The sequence below is a fragment of the Myroides sp. C4067 genome (assembly GCF_038039665.1).
GTDB classification, from domain to species: Bacteria; Bacteroidota; Bacteroidia; order Flavobacteriales; family Flavobacteriaceae; genus Flavobacterium; species Flavobacterium odoratimimum.
In genome coordinates this window covers 1-21,821 of the sequence record NZ_JBBPHJ010000030.1, presented here as the reverse complement: position 1 = coordinate 21,821, position 21,821 = coordinate 1, and the positions used below count along the sequence as shown (strand labels likewise).

Sequence of the window (21,821 nt, the reverse complement as noted above, 5' to 3'; positions counted from 1 at the left end):
AATACTTGCTTATTACCTTTAGAACTTATTTTGTTCTATTATCAATTGCTGCCTTAACCAAGCTTACAAAAAGTGGGTGCGGTTTTGCCACTGTACTTTTATATTCAGGGTGGAACTGCACAGCTACGAAGAATGGATGAGTATCTAACTCTACCACTTCTACTAGTCCTGTATCAGGATTCCATCCAGAAGCTATTAAACCAGCTTTTTCAAAATCTTCTAAATATTGATTATTAAATTCATATCTATGACGGTGACGTTCATTGATTAAACTTTCTCCATAAATTTCAAAAGCTTTAGAACCTTCTTTTAATTTACAATCCCATCCACCTAGACGCATTGTACCTCCTTTATCTGTAATATTCTTTTGGTCTTCCATAAAAGTAATTACAGGATATTGAGTACTTTCATTCACCTCAGTAGTATTAGCAGAAGCATATCCCAATACATTTCTTGCGTATTCGATTACAGCCATCTGCATACCTAAACAAATACCTAAGAATGGTATCTTGTTCTCTCTTACATATTTTACAGTCTCTATTTTTCCTTCAATACCACGAGAACCAAAACCTGGTGCTACTAACACAGCATCTAAGTTCTTTAATTTCTCTGCCACATTATTAGCATTGATATTATCAGATTGAATAGAAACGATATTTACTTTTATTTGATTTTCAGCACCACCGTGTACTAATGCTTCTAAAATAGATTTATAAGAATCTTGTAATTCTACATATTTACCTACTAGACCTACATTTACTACATGCAATGGATTTTTAAGTTTATGGATAAACTCATTCCATTTCACTAAATCTGGAGATGTCTTCTCTGGTAAATCTAATTTCTTAAGAGCTACTCTATCTAAACCTTCTTGTAGCATTAAGTTTGGCACATCATAGATAGTGTCAGCATCGATAGACTGAATAACAGCTTCTGGTTTCACATTACAGAACTGTGCTAACTTCTGACGTATCTCAGTACTTAAGTTATGCTCTGTACGACAAACCAAAATATCTGCCTTAATACCGCTCTCCATTAAAGTTTTCACAGAGTGTTGAGTTGGCTTAGTTTTAAGCTCTCCTGCTGCTGCTAGATAAGGTACTAAAGTCAAGTGGACTACGATAGCGTTATTATCTCCTAACTCCCATAATAACTGACGTACAGACTCGATATAAGGTAAAGACTCAATATCCCCTACTGTACCACCTATCTCAGTAATCACGATGTCATAGTCACCTGATTTACCTAGAAGCTGCATACGTTCTTTAATCTCATTCGTAATATGAGGAACTACCTGTACCGTCTTTCCTAAAAACTCTCCTCTTCTCTCTTTCTCTATTACAGAAAGATAAACGCGTCCTGTAGTAACATTATTCGCTTGAGAAGTAGGTACATTTAAGAATCTCTCATAGTGACCTAAATCAAGATCAGTCTCTGCGCCATCATTTGTTACAAAACACTCCCCGTGTTCATAAGGGTTAAGTGTTCCTGGATCCACATTAATATACGGATCAAATTTCTGGATAGTGGCTGAATATCCGCGCGCTTGTAATAGCTTAGCCAAAGAAGCTGCTATGATTCCTTTTCCTAAAGAAGATGTAACTCCTCCTGTAACGAAAATATACTTAGTTTGTTTCATTTAGTGTGTGTATTAGCTGTGTTGTTAACAATAAAACTTGGCAAAAATACAACATTCCGAGCTATTCTTCTAATTTTAGATTAGCTAAAAAAATATCAACAACTAACTTATCCTCTCCAAATCATCAATATTATACTTCTAACAAGATTATTCACAACTGCATAAAAAAATCATGCATTATATCTCATTAGTATATACTTTTGTATATTAATTGCTTATAAATACAACAGTACTTATTCTAATGACAGAAGACTCAATTGTTAAATTTTAAAACAGATCATTTCATCACCATTGTATTATAAGAATTTTAACACTTATGCATTCCTAAAAAGGAAGTAATACAACAAAAAACGATATAGTAAATATTTTTTTGAGATAAACTCAAAAACAATAGAAAACAATAAATCAAGCTAAATGATCATAGAACAAATTATCGATAATATATATCCTCTTTCAAAATCTGCTAAAGAGAAATTAACTGCTGTTTTTACAGAAATCTCTTTCCCTAAAAATTACCTATTATCTGAATATGAAAAACATGAAAACTATTTCTATTTTATCAAAAATGGATTAGTTAGAGCTTATGCTATTCAAGAAGATAGAGAATTGACCTTTTGGTTTGGAAAAGATGGAGATCCAGCCCTATCGATGTATAATTATATTCTAAACAAACCTAGTTATGAAACGATTGACTTAATAGAAGATAGTACATTCTATTTCACTAAAATAAGTCAATTAGAACAGCTCTACTCAACAGATATTGAGATTGCGAACTGGGGAAGAAAGTTTGCTGAGATAGAACTTCTAAAGACAGAAGAACGTTCTATTCTGAGACAAATTAAATCAGCTAAAGAACGTTATATTGACCTTTTAGAACGAGATGCTTCACTCTTAAATAGAGTTCCGCTGAAGTATATTGCTTCATTTTTAGGAGTAACTCAAGTAAGTTTGAGTAGAATTCGCAGTGAATTCTTAAAAAAATAACCCTTTTTTATCAATCTAATAATATTCGAAGCAATCCCTTTTTCATAGAATAATATTTGCTCGCCTTTGTTTTGACATAAATTATATTCTGATTATTACATTTTATTTAGCTTAAAATTATATTTAAGACACAATATTTCGCTTATTTTATTATCTTTAATTCAAATTAATAAGCAATTTCATTAGAATTAACCTAATGTGTTTTATACTTTTGCAACAAATAGTAACAATGGAAAATCAAAATAAAAATCAAGAAGTAGTTCGTGGATTAAAGGCTAGACACCTTTCCATGATTGCAATTGGAGGATGTATCGGAACAGGTTTATTTATGGCAAGTGGAGAAGCCATACATCAGGCAGGTCCAGGTGGTGCTCTATTAGCCTATGCCATGATTGGTCTTATGGTGTATTTCTTAATGACCTCATTAGGAGAGATGGCTACTTACTTACCCGTATCAGGTTCGTTTAGTACTTATGCCGCTAGATTTGTTGATCCTTCACTAGGTTTTGCTTTAGGTTGGAACTATTGGTTTAATTGGGTTATTACAGTAGCAGTAGATGTCTCTATTGCAGCAGTGGTTATTTCGTATTGGGAGCCTCTAGGATTCTTACCTACTTGGGGTTGGAGCCTGCTCTTCTTCTTAGTCATCTTTGGATTAAATATGTTATCTGTTAAAGCTTATGGAGAATCAGAATATTGGTTTGCTATTATTAAAGTAGTGACTGTTGTTTTATTCTTAGGAATTGGATTATTGACTATTTTCGGAATACTAGGTGGTGAATACATCGGATTCAAAAACTTTACGTTAGGTGATGCTCCTATTTTAGGAGGCGGATTCTCAGGTAAATTCTTAAGTGTATTAGGCGTATTCCTAATTGCAGGTTTCTCATTTCAAGGAACTGAGTTAATCGGTATTACTGCAGGTGAATCAGAAAACCCTGAAAAGAATATACCTAAAGCCATTAAACAAGTATTCTGGAGAATCTTAGTATTCTATATCTTAGCCATATTCGTTATTGGATTAATCATCCCTTATACAAGTCCTTCTCTATTAGGAGCAGATATTTCTGAGATTGCAAAATCACCTTTCACATTAGTATTCGAAAAAGCACATTTAGCCTTTGCAGCAGCTGTGATGAATGCTGTTATTCTTACTTCTATTCTATCAGCAGGTAATTCTGGCCTTTATGCCTCTACTCGTATGCTATATGCGATGGGGAAAGATGGAATGGCACACAAGGCTTTTGGTGGAACGAACAAACACGGTGTACCGATGATCGCCCTAATTGCTACTGGAGTTGTAGTACTATTAATATTCGCAGTACAATCTACACATCCTAATGCTGTAGACTTTATTCTAGCTGCATCAGGACTGACAGGTTTTATAGCTTGGTTAGGAATAGCGATTAGTCATTATAGATTTAGAAGAGCATTCCACGCTCAAAACAAAAGTCTAGACCAACTAGTCTATAAAGCAAAATGGTTCCCTTTTGGTCCATTATTTGCCTTATTCTTATGTATATTAGTAATCATAGGACAAGATTCTAAACTAATTATGGAGGGAATATTTGACTGGAGAGGAATGCTAATCACTTATATGGGGATTCCATTCTTCTTAGCCTTCTACTTATACCATAAGCTAAAATTCAAAACAAAGCTTATTCCTCTTAAAGAAGTGGATTTAGATAGATAATATTTACTGAAAACGAATAACAGGAAACAACAATCAAAATAAAAAAGCGTGAGTTATTATCTAACTCACGCTTTTTTTAGTAATTATAAAGTAATGCATTAACTCTTAATTTTAATACTTATTATTCCGAAGCTTGTAGCAAAAGTTCCATTGATAAAATCTTTCCCAGGAACCTTTTTGTATTCAAAACTCTCTATCTTATCTACAGCTATACCTTTAAAATCAGAAGATTTTTTTAGTTCATTATTTCCTTCAGAATCTACTAATACAACAGCATATTCACCTTTTTCTACTAATGGTAATGCCCCTTGATTAAAGAACTTTGTAGAGCTCAAATAAACACTTTCGATATACTCCTGTAAGTCAATTGCATTCTCTTTATTTAACATTGTCGCATCTTCCACGTCTAATTTTATAGATACTCTTTCTTTTCTTCCTTTTTCTTGTGCATAGATATTACTTGCTAAACACAAAATTAACAATACCCCAATTTTTCTCATACCTCTCTTAATTTATAACCTAACTCTAGTACTTATTTTATCTTACTATTTAGTTTCCTATTCCTACATATTTCTCTCCAGAGTGCACTACTAGATAGTTACACATCTTCTTATACATTGGGGTCTCCACTCCCTGTGCAACACCTTGCTTCACCATATAACCTCCCATTATACCAAGTTCATTGTGCTCTTTAAAAGCAGCAAAATCACTGTGCATAGATGTTGTTGACTCATACGGAATTGCCTTTAAACGCTCTATAATAACCTCAACTACATCTTCACCAAGAGCAACTCCTTTCTTCTTACCGATAGCAGAAGCCTCTGTGATTAATTGTCTCATTTCTTCTGGATGATGCTCCATCACACCACCAAAACTACTATCATAATAAGCAGTAGCCATAGCAGAAGAAGAAACTAAAATATACTTCTCCCACACCTCCTTAGAGATAGAAGAAGTCGCTTCAGCATGTACACCAGCAGTTTTTAGAATTGTTTCCAAGTCTTTCATCTCTTGAGATACTTGACCATCTAGACCAAACAGAATGCGTTGTCTACCACTCGGATTATCAATTACCCCTGCTTCTTTTAGACGAGAAACCATATACGTACACCCTTGCCATACTCTAGAAGCGCCAAATACAGCTCTCAGTTGCTCATAAGCCTCTACTCCATTTAACAACGGAATAATCACAGTATGTTCACCTACTGCTGATTTCATATCCTCTATCGTTTGAGACAAATCATATCCCTTAGTTGCAAGGATAATATAATCTGTATGCTCGATATCACTCCACTGAGAAGTAGCGATACTAGGGTACCCCACCACTTCACTATCTTTTGACAAAATAGTTAATCCCTTTTCCTTTATTACTTCAAGGTGCTTCCCTCTTGCGATAAAGCATATCTCTACATCTGTACTATCTTGATATTGATGAGCTAATAATCCTCCATAAAACCCTCCTACACCACCAAGTCCTACTATTGTTATTCTCTTTTTATCTTTCATTATTTTGTTTTTTAGTGAAATCGTTTTTTTGTGATGTCGTGAAATCGTAATCTAGTTAAGTTTATCATACCAACTATTAGCCTATTCTGTCATCTAAGTACATTATGCCCGTAGGGCAATACTGTAAACTGTCCACCGCAAACCGTAAACAGATATGTTATGCTGTAATTCTATTTACTTGTAAAAGATAGTTCTCTTAAACGAAAAAACAGAAAAACAACATCACAAAAAAACTTATTTTGTCACCACATCCAACACAATCTTTACTAAGAAAAGTATCGATAATACATAGACTGTTGGCGTAATATCCTTGTGTTCTTTTGCTCCTATTTTTAGTATGGTATAACTCAACATACCGAATACTATTCCTTCAGCAATGCTGTAAGTAAAGGGCATAAAAACGATCGTTAAGAATGCAGGCAATCCGTCTGATAGTTTCTCAAAGTTGATTCTAGTCACAGACGAAATCATGAATAACCCCACTATGATTAAAGCCGGTGCTGTTGCTGCAGCTGGAATAATCAAAAAGATAGGCCCTAAGAATAAAGCTAGTGCAAACATAACAGCTACACTTACTGCTGTTAATCCTGTACGCCCACCAGAAGCTACTCCTGATGCACTCTCTACATAAGAAGTAACAGAGCTCGTTCCTAAGATAGATCCTACAGTAGTCCCCATAGCATCTGTAAATAAGGCTTTTTTCATCTGTGGAAAGTTACCATTCTTATCTGCCAAATTAGTCTTAGAAATAACTCCGATTAACGTCCCTACGGTATCGAATAGATTTACGAATAAGAATGTAAACACCACTACCACCATATCAATAGACAGTATCTGATTCCATCCCTCTGCTGTAAACATAGGTTTAATCGCCTCTCCAAAGATAGGCTCTATAGAAGGTGGCAACGCGACAATACTAGTCGGCAATGCTACATCCCCTAATATCAATCCAAAAATAGTAGCACTCAAAATACCAAATAGAATAGCTCCATTCACATTTCGGATTAATAAAATACCTGTCACGATAAGCCCGATAAAAGTCATCCATACAGTATGCTGACCAAAATCTCCTAATCTCAATAAGGTATTAGGATCTGACATTACTACACCTGCGCTCTTCAGTCCTATAAGAGTAATGAATAACCCAATACCTGCGGGTATTGCTTCTTTTAAAACTTTCGGTATACTTCTAACAATAAGTTCTCGTACATTAAAAAAAGTCAATAACAAGAAGATAATCCCTTCTATAAATACAGCTGTTAAAGCGAACTGCCAAGTATATCCCAAGGTCAAAACTACTGAATAAGCAAAGAAACTATTCAGTCCCATTCCCGGTGCCTGTGCTATTGGTAACTTTGCATAAAACCCCATTAATAAGGTTGCTACGATTGTAGCTAAGGCAGTTGTGGTAAATAACGCTTCTCTATCCATCCCAGCATCTGCTAAAATATTAGGATTCACGACCAAGATATAAGACATGGTCAGAAACGTGATGATACCTGCTATAAACTCTCGTTTAATAGTAGTACCATTGCTACTCAACTGAAAGTAGCGTTCAAGAAAATTCTTCATTGTGTTGTGTTGTTGCTTTTTAAAGCATACAAAAATAAGAAGATTTAGTCAATTCTAATTAAAATAAAGAATTATATCAGTCTTTATACCTAATAATCGCGTTCTATAGGGTTTATAAAATTTACTTTCTTTTTATTAAAAAGCTCTTGCCCTTTTTCATCTATAGTTATACCAGTTCCATCTAAATCACTTAAATAGGTCTTATTAGCATTGATACTCATGGCCTTCTTTGTCTTCTCTTTAGAAGATTCTGTATAAGTCCCTATTTCATTTACATCCCAAATCACTTTCATCTTTTGGCTATTTAAAAACTCAAAAGAGTACTGCCCTTCGGTATCCCAAGCCTTTACTACGAATCCTGGTAAATTATTGAACTTATAAGGCCCCACTTGCCCTGCAATACCTTGCGTGAACCAAACTGTCCACTCCCTTCCTCCATAGGTAGCAGTTGCCTCTTGCACGTCATAATCATTCCACTTTAGTTTACTCGCTTTGATATCCCACTTGATTTCGTTTTTATCTTCTTTATAGTAGTTATGTAATCTCCCTATCTTATCATAAAAGGTATTGGTATCCTTATCTGTCATGACAAACCAATTAAAAACAGGTACATAAGACACTACTTTTTGCATAATCTCTTCTTTAGAAGTATTCTCTGATTTGGTTAGTCGCCATCTCTCTCTCTCATAGGACGCATAATCCATAAATCGAGATTGATCCTCTAGTACATCTACAACGGCTGTCCCATCCTTAATTTTACCTACAGATTTATCTGTTAAGACCTTGCTTTCATAATAATATCTCATCACTTCTACTTCCTTAAACTCTTGAGCAGATAGAATACAACTAGAAAACAGTAATAAATACAAATACTTCATATCAATTATCATTAAAGATTATCTTTTATACTTCACTTCACCTAACTTTATTGGATTACTATTCTTAAGCACCCAATTATTTGCCGATTCACATAGATAATTAAGCTCTCTCATTTCACCATCACCACTTCTGCGAATTTCCTTTACTAATGCAGTGATATCAGCTAATTCCTTTTGAGACAATGCATTCGAAGAAGATACATACACTAAGAAAGCATCTAACATCTTTTTAAAATCAGCATCCCAATTGCCTCCTCCATTTCTATAAATTTCATCGCGAACCTTCCCTGCTATACGCACTACTTCCCCTTGTACAGTCTTTGCCTTACCCTTAGAAGGAATTAAGTAATCCCACAGTTCTTCAAACTGCTCTTCCCACGTAGTACCTGCTACTTCTATTTTAGATACTCCATCGTGCATAATACGTCTTTTGACAGGTGTGACATCGAATAGTTCATATAAAGCAGTCAAAGCTGTATCGCTTTCTTCTATAAACTCTTTATTAAAATTTTCTCTATGAAATTCAAAGCGTTCTCCTATACGAGTAACATCATCTTTTAATCCTAGTGTAATCTCTTTTGTAAATGGTAAAAGTAACTTAGCGATTTCTACTAAAGCAGGTAAATCAATATTGCTAGCACGTCTCAATGCACATTTTAAAGGTGTTTCTTTATAAGAGTCTAGTGCATGAATATTAGCTCCCACTTCTATCAATCTCTTTACAGCATCTTTATTCAATCCATATCCTGCTGCAAAGTGTAATGGCGTAGTGCCATACGTATCTACAGCATGTATATTAGCCCCTAATTCTAAGAAAACCGTAATACTTCCATTGCGTCTACTAGCATGTTCATGTAGCGCTGTTCGCTTATATGTATCTACAGCTTCCAGATCAGCTCCATTCTCCACCATCCAACGGACAAACTCATCCTTTACGTTATAAAAACTCAAGGCAGTATGCTTACTATAACCACCTCGTGCATCTATCTCACAAGTGTCAAATACTTTCTTTAACGCTTTCATATCCTTAGCATCTACTAATTCTTGAAAGTCCTTGGGTAGGGTTTTCTTCTTCTTCTTTGCCATTTACAACTTTTCTTTTTCTTTTTTCAACCCGAATATACAAAGAATAATGCAATATAATTTATATTATAAATAATATTTATTAAAACTATATACCAAAATCAAAACTATCTGCAATACTTCTTCAAATCAAAAGGTGTTGTATATAAACCATAAGAACTCTTTATCCTAAACATATCTAATAAAAAATGGCTTCTTTCTTTAACTAGTTTACGATAAACATATCCCCTTTTTCCATCACCATTATACTCTTATTCTAATGTCAATTCTTCTACATTATCATCTATGTCAATAACTTCTCCCTCTTTATCTAAACCATCAACTTTCTCATAACTAATTTCTTCTACATTTAGTGGCTCTCTCCCTCTATCAAAACCCCAAATAAGCGCAATAAAAAATTGGTTAAATATCAACCAGTTACAAATTAAAGCATACCAAGTTGTAAGACATGAAGCCAAGATGGCTTCATTAAGAAAACATCTAAGATTTTACCTCCTAAAGACTAAAGTCATAAAAAAAACCGAGACTCTACAGACTCGGTTTAGTTTTTATTTAGACGTTTCTCTATTAATATACAAAACAATTATATTAGTTAATAACAAATTGATATTTACAAAATTGGTTCAGTCATAAAGGTGACCTTCATAGAAGAGTGAGCCATAATCGGAGCCCAATCAAAATCTCCTACCCTAGGTTCAAAGTAGAGCCATTTATCATCATTATTCAGAGTATAATGATATTGTTTACCAGGATAATTCGTCTCCGTAGCTTTCGTTCGAATCTTATATGTTTTGCCTTTTTTAACCTCTATACTAAAATTAGAAATACCTACACTAGAGTTAAATCCCGAATCTGTAACTAATAATGGTGAGTGCACAGTATTACCCGTAAAAACAACAGTTCCAGTATTATCAGTAACTTCAGTTGTACATATTATATTTGCAGCTGCTCTCTCACTACTACTCATATCACCATAAATAACGAACTCTAAAAATAACAATCCATCTCTATCTGCTACATAGTCATAATCAAATTCTGTCATATTCACTACTGTAGGAGTGGTAGTTTTACTTTGTAAATCATATTGCTTATTAGTCAGTTTAAAAGTTACAAATTGCATATCTCTACTAGGTGAGGTTTTTACATACATACGCATCCATCTATTCTCACTTGTCCAGTAGTGAAACCCCTCTCTTAAATCTCCTGTATCAACTGTATTATAAACTATCATCCCAGCCTCCATATGTGCAGGATCTAATGGTGCAGCAGAGGTCATACTTACTAGCTTCACTCTATTTATTAATAATCCTTTATTGTCAGACTCTAAGGTCAGATCCGCCTCTTTAATAGGTAGTACAGCATTACCCAACCCTACTTGTGCATTAGTCATACAAACATTGAATAATGTAATCATTACTGTTAGGACATGACAAATCCTTTTTACTATTTCCTTTTTCATAATTTTAATTCGTAAGTTCTGACAAAAACGTAACCTTTAAAGACGATTGATAATTACTATTTGGACCAACAAGGTTACCTACCATATTCTTAAATTTATTAGCATTTGGTCCAGCATAAACATTACTAGCAAAAGTATTAACCGTATATTTCTCCCCTCTCTTTACATTAACATAATATATACCTACGGCAGTCACAGCTTTGTTTCCATCACCAGGCACAACCATATAAGGAGAAATAGCACAATACTCTCTAGAAATCTCTTTTTTAGTAGAGTCAGTGATTATAGTCTCGAAGAGTGCATCTGTAGCCCCTTGTAAAGTAGCATTACCTGGTTGATAAGTAACATAGGCTACCATTAAATATTCTAAAAACAAAACTCCATCTTCTAAAGCAGTATATTCAAAATCTAGATCCTTCATTTGCACACTTTGCTGATATGGAACTTCTATACTTGATTTTGTCCTAAAGTATCCTACTAAGTTAGTAAGACGTGTAGGTGTCTTTTTAGAATAAATTTTAGTCCACTTTTTTTCACTAGACCAAAAATAAACCCCTTCTGTAAGATCACCTGTCACATTAGTATTATACACCGTTACACCTACATCTAGACTAGTATCTGATAACGGTTTAGGCGAATTCAAACTAACTAGTTTCACTCGATTAAACAACATCCCTTTATCTGTAGAGCCTAAAGTTAACTCCGCATTAGGGTTAGGTAAAGTAGTGTTTATCCCCTGCTGTGCAAAGAGAGAAACACTCATAAAACAATAAAACAATATATATTTATACAATCTCATATCAATTCTCTTTTTATATTATAAACTTAATTCTGATAAGAAAGTAACCTTCATAGATGAATATACTTTTTTACCTCCAATACTAAGTGTGCCTATCGTAGGTTTTGCAACTTTGTAATTATTCCCAGCCCAATACTCTTCGCCTATATGACTTATATTATATGTTTTTCCTTTCACTACAGGGATAGAAAAGTTAGAAATCCCTACAGTTATTTTGCCTGGTTCATTTACAGTAGCAACAAAAGGAGACATTGTAGTAACACCGTTAAACACCTCAGCCCCTGTCTCATCTACTATAGTAGTAAAACAATAGGTATTACCCGCAACAACTACAGATCCTCCTGCCATAGTACTATATATACTTAGGTCTAAAAAAAGTGTACCATTCTCTTCAGCCTTATATACATAATTTAACTCATCTATTGGTACCTTAATATCGTGATCTGGCAAGAGATATTCCTTAGTTGTTTTCTTAAACGCAAGGAAGTTCATATCTCGCGTAGGAACATACTTAATGTATAAACGAGACCAGCCGTTACTAGAGTGCCAAAAATAGTATCCCTCTACTAGGTTTTTAGTTGGGTCTACAGTAGTGTTATACACTAATGTACCTGCAACCATGTTTTCCTTTTTTAGAGGAGCCGCAGATAATACATCTTGTAATTGCACCCTATTAGGAAGCATCCCCTTATTCTCTGACCCTAATGTTAAATCTGTATTTTTATTAGGTAATTTAACACCTATACTCGATTGACTGAATACAGATGTGCTGATTAATAAAAAAGTAATTAATAATATTCTCATAGCAGTACTTTGTAATTATGTTAAAAAACAAATATTAAATACAAATTTAACAAAAAAACAAACACAAAACACGTCAAATAAACATATAGAGAAATAAATTTTAAAAAACACAATATCTTAGACCAATCAACACTATTTTAACAAAAAAAAGATTTTATATAAACATAATTGCTTCTAAACATCTTTTTAATCAAATACTAAATTAACTATTAATGAAAATTACATCAACTGATTTCCTAATTAAACTAAGTTCTACAGCACCTCTAAGTATTTTGCGATTAAAGCACAGCGATTATTCACTATATACTTAATTAGTCGTTATCACAATAAATGGGCTAGGCAATATACTAGGAAAAAAGAGCATAAATAAGTAGTTAAAGGTACCTTTAATCTATTACTAGCATTCACTTTTTTAAAAAGCAAAAATTGTATACACTGAAATGATTTATTTTGGCAATTGCTCTAACTTCTGTAATAATGCTCTAGACAGTAAAATAAAACCGTATTACTCTTTCACCAAAGATAAAATCTCTTCTCTAAGCACATCACTATTAGGATATGCAGCTTTAGAATTCACTAATTTTCCTTCCTTATTATATAGGATATAACGTGGTATTTCTGTCAAATTTAATTCTTCATAGAAAGAATGCTCAGGGTAGTTCATAGCCAAAACATTATGCCTACCAATAGGTAATCCTATTTTATTATAAGCAGTAGCCCAAGCTCTCTTATCACTATCAATCGAAATGTAAACAAATACCACTGGTTCTTGTTCTAACACCTCTTTTAAAACTTTGGAATAGGGCATCATCTGAAGACAAGGACCACACCACGAAGCCCAAAAATCAATTACAATAACTTGACCTTTATTCTCTTTTACTATGTCTGTTAATGAAATTGTATTGTTATTAGAATCCAGCAGCAGAACACTTTTATCATCCGATACACTATTCAACCTACCACCATACTTCTGCTGTATTACAGACAATGCTTTGTCATTTTTTACATTAACCTTCAGCTTCTCATATAGAAGTTCTAATTCTTTCTTTAAAATTCCATTATTTACTATTTGTTCGAAATAATACAGAAGCAGATACTCCTTGACCACTTCGCTAAACTCAGTACTTATTATTATTTTATTAAAAGCATCTTCGTAATCAATTACAAAAGGAACTTGAGGATCAGGAACTTTTATATCGTAATAATATTGTACATAGTTCTCTAAGAAAAAGCGATAAGCTCCTGACACTAATAAATCATCACGTCTCAAGTCCTCTGTACCTATGCTATTAAAATCATAGGTATCTTTATAAGTATTGATTCTATAATAGTAATTACTATAAAATAGTACATCATACATTCGTTGTGATAACTGATTTACTTGTTTAAGAGAATCTAGAGTTGAATATACATCATGATAATAGTTATCTTCTTCTACTAGATATCTCTTTTCTTCCTCAGTAGAGCGATTCCTGCCATATCTATTTCTAAACAAGATTTGTTCTAAAGGTTGTTTACTATATAAGTATTGCTGAATATTTATCTCCTCAAGATTTTCTTTTCTATGTCGAATATCAACTAAAGGTAGATTATCAACATATCTGACATCTATAGTATCCCCTCGTTGAAAATTATAAAATAAATTCTGTTTAATACCCTTACCATTAGATAGGTAATAGTTAAAATACACTTCTTGATCCTTAACAGTAATCACAATCGTATCTCCTTTTAAATAGTTGTTTACCGCATAGTTCTTTACTTGCAAGCTATCTTTATCAAAATATATAATTGCATTACTCTTTAAACGATTACTACTCCAGTCTATCTCTTGAGGCTCAAATACAAACACAATTTGTTTGGCTTCTGCAACAGAAGATTTAATATTCCTGTTCTTATCTAAACAGCCTGTCATAATCCCTCCAATAAGCACTAGGGTTACTAAAAATAAGTACTGCACAATGTTTGTCTTCATAATCAACTAAGTAAAAACTAAATTTAATAAAAAAAGCAGCATCCATCTCTGAATACTGCTTAATATAGAAAAGTCTAAACAATTTACTGAACTCTAATCGTAACAGGTAGCGTAAACTGAGAACGAACTGCCTTTCCTTTATTCAGGGCAGGTTTCCATTTTGGCATTCTCTTTAAGACTCTAATAGCCTCTTGTCCTACTCCATATCCAGGATCTCTCATCACTTTGATATCTGTTAGACTACCGTCTTTCTCTACTATAAAAGACATAATAACTTTTACTTCCTTCACACTAGCATCCAAATCTGGTGTTCTAAATGAACCCACAAATCGGCTGCTAAATTTAGCCATTGTCTCATAAGGTTCTGCTTTAGTAGATACTCCTATATACACTGTCGTATCTTCTAGCGCTTCTCCTGCTGTAGCGTCACTAGAATCCACCACTTCATCCGGATTATCTGTTCTAGCTTCATCAATAGCAATTACTCCATCTGGATTAGCATCTAAATTATGTGCGCCTGGATTAGCATCTATAAACTCATCTACTTTAGGGGCTACTGTAGTAACCTCATTCGCATCTGCTGCCTCGAACTCGCGAAACTCTACTTCTTTAGTCTTGCTTAATACTGTTTCTACCTTGTTGGCAGGGAGTTCTACGATTGGCTCCTCCTTAGGCGTAAAGATTTCTTCTTCTACTGCTGTAGGTTTAATAACTTCATCAATAATCACTATAACCGAACCTGGATCATTACTTGCAAATAAATTAGAGATCACTGTAGGAACAATAAATACGGCACTAAAGAGAAACATTCCTGCTACTAAGGATAAAACGGTGGTACGCGAACTGTTTTTACGCAAATTATACGCTCCATACGCCTTATTGCGGTGCTCAAAGACGATATCCAACCAATCTTTTCTAAACAAATCATTCTTTGCCATAATTATTTATTTTAAATGTTAAACAATAGGCTGTTGGATTATTCGAATACCAACAGCTAAATCAATCTACAGCTGCTCTCATACTGTATTAAAAAATTAATATTAAACTAAAGTATATGACTAATATACAAATTATAAACGAAAATACTACACATTTATTATTTTAAGGATTTATTTTTCTTAAATAAACACTAACAGAAGTTGTTTCTAGCCTATGCTATTCTTTCAGACAATACTTTTATACTTGAGAAGTAAGTCCCTACTCCCTCCGTTATTTTGTGCTAATTAACGGACTTATTACGGACTCATAACGGACTCACTACGGACTCATTCAAAAGAAAAAGTGTCTCGTCCTACTATAACGATACAGTTATAACTAATCATACTAACGAGTGAAAACACAAAAAAAGAGCTACTTCGGATAAAGTAGCTCTTTAAATTTTTAGGTTTTATATATCAAATAGTAATCACCAATCTAGTACCCGATGGGACTTGCTTATTCCATACATGCTCGATATCTTCTATCGCATGTGCTTCGGTCTGGATGTGCAGTTTATTATTCGATGCTAATAAAAACATCTCTGGTAGAATAACTTTATTAAATACTATAAGTTCTTCTGGTGAAAGACTTCCAAAGCCAGAACCTAAAATCTCAATAGCAGAACTCCTAAGTATGGCTGATGATAGCGCAATTTCTTTACCTGCCATATCGCCTGCAGTAACGATCTTAGTAGTATGGGCAAGGTGGGTCATAGACTCTCCCTTTAATACCTCCATGATAAGCGAAATAGGTTTGCCCCATAAATAGTCAATTACAATATCGATAGGAGTCTCTTTGTGAATCGCACTTAATTGTTGTTTTATATTTTCGTCTGTATCTTTTAAATTGATGGTATGACTAGCTCCATAAGATTTTAATTCGTCTAGGAGTTTTTCATTTCTCCCTGTGACTATGATATGTTTAGCGCCATAGTGTTTTGCTATCTGTACCGCTACTTGTCCTGTGAATCCCGTAGCTCCATTAAACAAGACTGTCTGACCTGCTTCTAACTTCGCTCTAATCAGCAGTGGCATAGCTGATCCTAGTACTGCATTAGGTAATGCTGCAGCTGTCACATTATCTAAGGTATGAGGAATAGGGGTATAATTATCTCCTATTATGGCTTGCTCCGCTAACATCCCTGTGATACCAAATCCATATACTCTAGTCCCATCTTCTAATTCTCCTACTCCATCTGTCCCCACTACAGTAGGGAACTCTTTATAACTTGCATAGTGTTTTCCGCTTACTCTAGATTTATCTAGATTCTTTACCGCAGAAGCTTTGACCTTAATGATCCTATGCCCCTCTTCCACAGTGAGTATGGAGTCTATCTCTCCACATTTGGGTGTGCTACCCGATTTATATAATATTGCCGCTTTCATTGTTGTGTGTTATAATTTAGCTCTAAAAGTACTTATTTTTTTTGTCTTTTTTTGTGAAGGTGTTTTTTTGTGAAGATGTGAAGGTGTTATTTGTGAAGGTGTGGAGGTGTTTTTTTGTGAAAGTGTTATTTTGTGGAGGTGCTTTTTTGTGAAGGTGAGAGAAAGCAAAATTACAAAACAACAAACTCACAAAATAATAAACTCGCAAAATCACAAACTCACAAAATAATAAACTCGCAAAATCACAAACTCACAAAACAACAAACTCACAGAATAACAAAATAATAAACTCGCAAAATCACAAACTCACAAAATAACAAACTCGCAAAATCACAAACTCACAAAACAACAAACTCACAAAACAACGAAATAACAATTTCATAATAAACAATCCATGATCATGGAATATTTATTGATTAATCATTTATTGAACACAAAAAAGACATTCATGTTTATATACTACTTTGAACGCTTAGAAGTATGGAAGAACGCCAGAAGTTTAAGCAAGGATATACATATTCTTACTAATAGATTTCCAAAAGAAGAATTATTTGGTTTAGTTTCTCAATTAAGACGTGCAACTTATAGTATACCAGCTAATATAGCAGAAGGAATGTCAAGAAACAGCAGTAAAGAAAAGTTAAGGTTCTTAAATATAGCCTATTCTTCCGCTATGGAAGTTATTAATTTCTTAATACTTAGTTTAGATCTTGAGTTCTTAACTATAGAGGAATACAACTACACACGCGAGAAAATAGGACATATTACTAATCAGATATATGCTTTAAGCAAAAAAATTGGTGAATTGTGAAGGTGCTATTTTGTGGAGGTGCTATTTGTGAAGAGGTGAAGGTGTGAAGGTGTTTTTTTGTGAAGATGCTATTTGTGAAGAGGTAAGAAAGCAAAATTACAAAACAACAAAATCAGAAAATAACAAACTCAGAAAATAACAAACTCACAAAACAACGAAATAAAAAATTGCTAATCTCTATCGCAGAATGACAGATGTCCTTCTCATTGGTGAGATAAAATTGTATATTTGTTCCTTTGCCAAAAAATATGTCTAAAACAGAAGAAACAATAGAAGTACTAGGAGCTAGAGTTCACAATCTTAAAAATATAGATGTGTCTATCCCTCGCGAAAAACTGGTGGTTATCACAGGTTTATCCGGTTCGGGAAAATCATCTCTAGCCTTTGATACTATTTATGCAGAAGGCCAACGCCGATATATAGAGACTTTCTCTGCTTATGCTAGACAATTCTTAGGAGGACTAGAAAGACCTGATGTGGATAAGATAGACGGTCTGTCTCCTGTGATTGCTATCGAGCAGAAGACAACCAATAAAAGCCCAAGATCTACTGTAGGTACGATCACTGAGATATATGACTTTATGCGTTTGCTATACGCTAGAGCGGGTGAAGCGTATAGTTATAATACGGGCGAAAAAATGGTGAGTTACTCTGACGAGCAGATTCTAGACCTGATCATCAGTGAATATCAAGGTAAACGCATCAATATACTAGCCCCTGTAGTACGCGCTAGAAAGGGACATTATAGAGAGCTATTTGAACAGATAGCGAAACAAGGATTCTTAAAAGTGCGCATAGATGGAGAGATTAAAGACATCACTTCAGGTATGCGTGTGGATAGATATAAGACGCATGATATCGAAACAGTAATCGATAGAATAGCTATAGACGATACAGAACAGACTAAGCAACGCCTTACAGAAAGTATCAAAGTAGCCATGCACTATGGAGATGATATCATCATGGTATTAGAGCATGAAGGAGAGACAGCTCGTTTCTTTAGCCGTCACCTAATGTGTCCTACCACAGGTATCTCTTATTCTAAACCAGAACCTAATAATTTCTCTTTTAACTCTCCTAAGGGAGCGTGCCCATGCTGTAACGGGTTAGGTACGATCAACGAGATAAATCAACTCAAGATTATCCCAGACCCTAAGATTTCTATCAAAGGTGGAGGTCTTATTCCTCTAGGAACAGAGAAGAAATCTTGGATGTTCAAACAATTAGAGATTATCGCTGAGAAATATAACTTCTCTCTGAATGATCCTATAGAAAAGATTCCAGCAGAAGCCATGGATATTATTCTAAATGGTGGACAAGAGAGTTTCGCTGTAGTATCTAAAGTAGCGGGTATCACAAAGAACTATAAGATAGACTTCGAAGGTATCGTCAATTTCATCAAAAACCAATTTGAAGAAAGTGATAGTGCAACTATTAAAAGATGGGCTAAAGAGTTTATGGATGAAATCGACTGTCCTGAATGTAATGGTACTCGTCTTAAAAAAGAAGCACTCTATTTCAAAATAGGCGATCAGAATATCGGTGAGCTTATACAGATGGATGTGGAGACACTAATCAATTGGTTTAAAGAATTACCAAACAAATTATCAGAGAAACAAAAGAGTATTGGGTCTGAAGTATTAAAAGAAATCACTACTCGTCTATCTTTCTTGCAAGATGTTGGATTAACTTACTTATCTTTGAATAGAAGCTCTCGTACTTTATCAGGTGGAGAAGCGCAGCGAATCAGATTAGCGACTCAGATAGGTTCTCAGTTAGTAGGTGTATTATATATCTTGGATGAACCAAGTATCGGATTACATCAACGAGACAATGAAAGGTTGATCAAGTCACTAGAGTCACTAAGAGACATCGGTAACTCTGTCTTAGTAGTAGAACATGATAAGGATATGATCGAACGCGCAGATTACGTTATCGATATCGGTCCTAAAGCAGGTAAGAATGGAGGAAAGATAATAAGTGAAGGTACACCTGCTCAATTATTAAAAGAAGATACATTAACAGCTAATTACCTAAATGGTAAGCTTAAAATAGAAGTTCCTAAAAAACGCAGAAAAGGAAATGGTAAAACATTAAAGTTAGAAGGCGCAACAGGAAATAATTTAAAGGATGTGACCATAGAGATTCCTCTAGGGGCACTTACTTGTGTGACAGGAGTATCTGGGTCTGGTAAATCTACGTTAATCAACGGTACATTATACCCGATCTTAAACACACACTTCTTCCATGCAGTAGCAAAACCACAACCTTATAAAAAAATAGTAGGTTTAGAACATATTGACAAGGTGATTTCTATCGATCAAAGTCCGATAGGACGTACACCTAGATCTAACCCTGCTACTTATACAGATGTATTCTCTGATATAAGAAACTTATTTGCACAAGTACCAGAAGCGGCTATACGAGGGTATAAACCTGGTCGTTTTAGCTTTAATGTAAAAGGAGGACGATGTGATACGTGTGAGGGGTCTGGAGTGCGTACCATAGAGATGGGGTTCTTACCTGATGTCTATGTAGAATGTGAAACATGTCAAGGAAAACGATTCAATAGAGAAACACTAGAGATTCGCTATAAAGGAAAGTCTATATCAGATATACTAGATATGACTGTAGCAGAAGCTGTAGGATTCTTTGAGAATATTCCGAAGATATATAGAAAGATTAAAACGATCAACGAAGTGGGACTTGGATATATCACCCTAGGTCAACAGAGTACTACTCTATCTGGAGGAGAGGCTCAACGTATCAAACTAGCGAGTGAGTTATCTAAGAAAGACACAGGTAATACGTTTTATATCTTAGACGAACCTACAACAGGTCTGCACTTCGAAGATATACGAGTGCTGATGGAGGTAATCAATAGATTAGTGGATAAAGGGAATTCTATCTTAATTATCGAACACAATCTAGATGTTATCAAAACAGCAGATTATATCATCGATGTGGGATATGAGGGAGGTAGTCAAGGTGGTCAGATAGTTGCTAAAGGAACACCTGAAGAAATATGTAAAAATGAGAAAAGCTATACAGCTAAGTTTTTAAAAATGGAATTAAAAAATTAAGAATATGAAAGAAGCATTTGAAAGCGAAGAGGCTAAAATCCAAGACAAGTTCAAACAAAGATCTTGGAATGAGATTAAGACTAATGATTCATGGGGAATCTTTAAAATCATGTCTGAATTCGTTAATGGGTATGAGAAAATAGGTCGTATCGGGCCATGTGTATCTATCTTTGGTTCTGCTAGAACGAAGACAGATGATCCTTACTATAAATTAGCAGAAGAAATTGCTTTTAAAGTAAGTAAAGCAGGTTACGGTATTATTACTGGTGGTGGTCCTGGTATCATGGAAGCTGGTAATAAAGGAGCTCACTTAGGTAAAGGAGTATCTGTAGGTCTAAACATTGAGCTACCTTTCGAGCAACACTTCAATCCATATATTGATAGCGATAAGAACTTACAGTTCGATTATTTCTTCGTACGTAAGGTAATGTTCGTTAAATATTCTCAAGGGTTTGTAGTTATGCCTGGAGGATTCGGTACGCTAGATGAATTATTCGAAGCGATCACATTGATCCAAACAAAAAAGATTGCTAAATTCCCTATTGTATTAGTAGGTAGCGCTTTCTGGGGTGGATTAATTGATTGGGTAAAAGATGTTCTTTTAGATAAATACCACAATATCTCTCCTGAAGATATGAACTTAATCAAGATCGTCGATTCAGCTGACGAAGTTGTAGAAGTAATTGATGCTTTCTACAAAAAATACAACTTGAAACCAAATTTCTAAAAAGTGTTTTAGATCCTGATAGAAAAGACTGTTATAGCGATATAACGGTCTTTTTTTGTATGCAAATCCGCGCGAACTGGTTGGACGTGATGTACGTACCTACTGCCGTAGGCAAACATTCTTAATTCCTAATTTGAAATTCGTAATTAAACGAAGAAACCACCCCGCCCTGTGGGCACCCCTCCTAAGGAGGGGAATAGTAGTACTGCATAAACATACAGTATGTCATCCTGACGATAGGAAGTGACGCATAGGATGAGATCCTTCGTTACACTCAGGATGACATACTGAGCGTGATATACGTTATCAGGCGTATGTGATAACTGTACGTATTGCAAATCCGCACGAACTGGTAAACATTCGTAATTAAACGAAGAAACCACCCCGCCCTACGGGCACCCCTCCTAAGGAGGGGAATAGTAGTACTGCATAAACATACAGTATGTCA

At 34.6% G+C, this 21,821-nt stretch carries 18 protein-coding genes; 5 read left to right on the top strand and 13 right to left on the bottom strand.

Annotated features, from left to right (window positions below; all coding sequences use genetic code 11):
• Positions 1-25 precede the first annotated feature (25 nt).
• A complete protein-coding gene (locus tag AABL87_RS15620; protein ID WP_006260057.1) occupies positions 26-1,639 on the bottom strand; it encodes a CTP synthase in 1,614 nt (537 codons plus the stop codon).
• A 414-nt stretch (positions 1,640-2,053) separates the two neighbouring features.
• On the opposite strand from AABL87_RS15620, the gene AABL87_RS15615 reads away from it, so the two are divergent.
• Together AABL87_RS15615 and AABL87_RS15610 are read left to right on the top strand one after the other, a co-directional pair.
• Positions 2,054-2,623, top strand: a complete 570-nt coding sequence (locus tag AABL87_RS15615; RefSeq protein ID WP_006260056.1) for a Crp/Fnr family transcriptional regulator — start codon at positions 2,054-2,056, stop codon at positions 2,621-2,623.
• Between the two features lie 196 nt (positions 2,624-2,819).
• Positions 2,820-4,316 (top strand): amino acid permease, encoded by a 1,497-nt coding sequence (locus AABL87_RS15610; RefSeq protein WP_006260055.1) that lies wholly within the window; start codon positions 2,820-2,822, stop codon positions 4,314-4,316.
• Positions 4,317-4,414: 98 nt separating this feature from the next.
• Here AABL87_RS15610 and AABL87_RS15605 read toward each other — a convergent pair whose 3' ends face one another.
• The 12 genes from AABL87_RS15605 to AABL87_RS15550 all read right to left on the bottom strand — a co-directional run bounded on the left by AABL87_RS15605 (position 4,415) and on the right by AABL87_RS15550 (position 16,752).
• The gene (locus tag AABL87_RS15605) at positions 4,415-4,816 is read right to left on the bottom strand and encodes a hypothetical protein (RefSeq protein ID WP_006260054.1); all 402 of its coding nucleotides are present in this window, start codon (positions 4,814-4,816) and stop codon (positions 4,415-4,417) included.
• Positions 4,817-4,865: 49 nt separating this feature from the next.
• Positions 4,866-5,822, bottom strand: coding sequence for a ketopantoate reductase family protein (locus AABL87_RS15600; protein WP_016649311.1), 957 nt, complete (start codon positions 5,820-5,822; stop codon positions 4,866-4,868).
• 234 nt (positions 5,823-6,056) lie between these two features.
• The gene (locus AABL87_RS15595; protein ID WP_016649310.1) at positions 6,057-7,394 is read right to left on the bottom strand and encodes an NCS2 family permease; all 1,338 of its coding nucleotides are present in this window, start codon (positions 7,392-7,394) and stop codon (positions 6,057-6,059) included.
• Between the two features lie 89 nt (positions 7,395-7,483).
• Positions 7,484-8,272, bottom strand: coding sequence for a GLPGLI family protein (locus AABL87_RS15590; RefSeq protein ID WP_036474195.1), 789 nt, complete (start codon positions 8,270-8,272; stop codon positions 7,484-7,486).
• A gap of 18 nt (positions 8,273-8,290) precedes the next feature.
• Positions 8,291-9,358: an ankyrin repeat domain-containing protein gene (locus tag AABL87_RS15585; protein ID WP_016649308.1), complete on the bottom strand. Its 1,068-nt coding sequence runs from the start codon at positions 9,356-9,358 to the stop codon at positions 8,291-8,293.
• Between the two features lie 248 nt (positions 9,359-9,606).
• Positions 9,607-9,813: a hypothetical protein gene (locus AABL87_RS15580; protein WP_016649307.1), complete on the bottom strand. Its 207-nt coding sequence runs from the start codon at positions 9,811-9,813 to the stop codon at positions 9,607-9,609.
• A gap of 152 nt (positions 9,814-9,965) precedes the next feature.
• Positions 9,966-10,814, bottom strand: coding sequence for a hypothetical protein (locus AABL87_RS15575; protein ID WP_006261334.1), 849 nt, complete (start codon positions 10,812-10,814; stop codon positions 9,966-9,968).
• 4 nt (positions 10,815-10,818) lie between these two features.
• Positions 10,819-11,613, bottom strand: a complete 795-nt coding sequence (locus tag AABL87_RS15570; protein ID WP_016649306.1) for a hypothetical protein — start codon at positions 11,611-11,613, stop codon at positions 10,819-10,821.
• Between the two features lie 18 nt (positions 11,614-11,631).
• The gene (locus AABL87_RS15565; RefSeq protein ID WP_016649305.1) at positions 11,632-12,417 is read right to left on the bottom strand and encodes a hypothetical protein; all 786 of its coding nucleotides are present in this window, start codon (positions 12,415-12,417) and stop codon (positions 11,632-11,634) included.
• 505 nt (positions 12,418-12,922) lie between these two features.
• Positions 12,923-14,389: a TlpA family protein disulfide reductase gene (locus tag AABL87_RS15560; RefSeq protein WP_006263701.1), complete on the bottom strand. Its 1,467-nt coding sequence runs from the start codon at positions 14,387-14,389 to the stop codon at positions 12,923-12,925.
• Between the two features lie 83 nt (positions 14,390-14,472).
• Entirely contained in the window at positions 14,473-15,327 is an 855-nt protein-coding gene (locus tag AABL87_RS15555; protein WP_341277581.1) for an energy transducer TonB, read from the bottom strand.
• Positions 15,328-15,783: 456 nt separating this feature from the next.
• Positions 15,784-16,752 (bottom strand): quinone oxidoreductase family protein, encoded by a 969-nt coding sequence (locus AABL87_RS15550; RefSeq protein WP_286421850.1) that lies wholly within the window; start codon positions 16,750-16,752, stop codon positions 15,784-15,786.
• A 400-nt stretch (positions 16,753-17,152) separates the two neighbouring features.
• Here AABL87_RS15550 and AABL87_RS15545 point away from each other — a divergent pair, with 400 nt between their 5' ends.
• The 3 genes from AABL87_RS15545 (at position 17,153) to AABL87_RS15535 (ending at position 21,373) form a co-directional block, all read left to right on the top strand.
• Positions 17,153-17,563: a four helix bundle protein gene (locus AABL87_RS15545; protein WP_286420935.1), complete on the top strand. Its 411-nt coding sequence runs from the start codon at positions 17,153-17,155 to the stop codon at positions 17,561-17,563.
• Between the two features lie 248 nt (positions 17,564-17,811).
• The gene (gene uvrA / locus AABL87_RS15540; RefSeq protein ID WP_059050864.1) at positions 17,812-20,646 is read left to right on the top strand and encodes an excinuclease ABC subunit UvrA; all 2,835 of its coding nucleotides are present in this window, start codon (positions 17,812-17,814) and stop codon (positions 20,644-20,646) included.
• A 4-nt stretch (positions 20,647-20,650) separates the two neighbouring features.
• Positions 20,651-21,373 (top strand): LOG family protein, encoded by a 723-nt coding sequence (locus AABL87_RS15535; RefSeq protein ID WP_006260044.1) that lies wholly within the window; start codon positions 20,651-20,653, stop codon positions 21,371-21,373.
• Positions 21,374-21,821 lie beyond the last annotated feature (448 nt).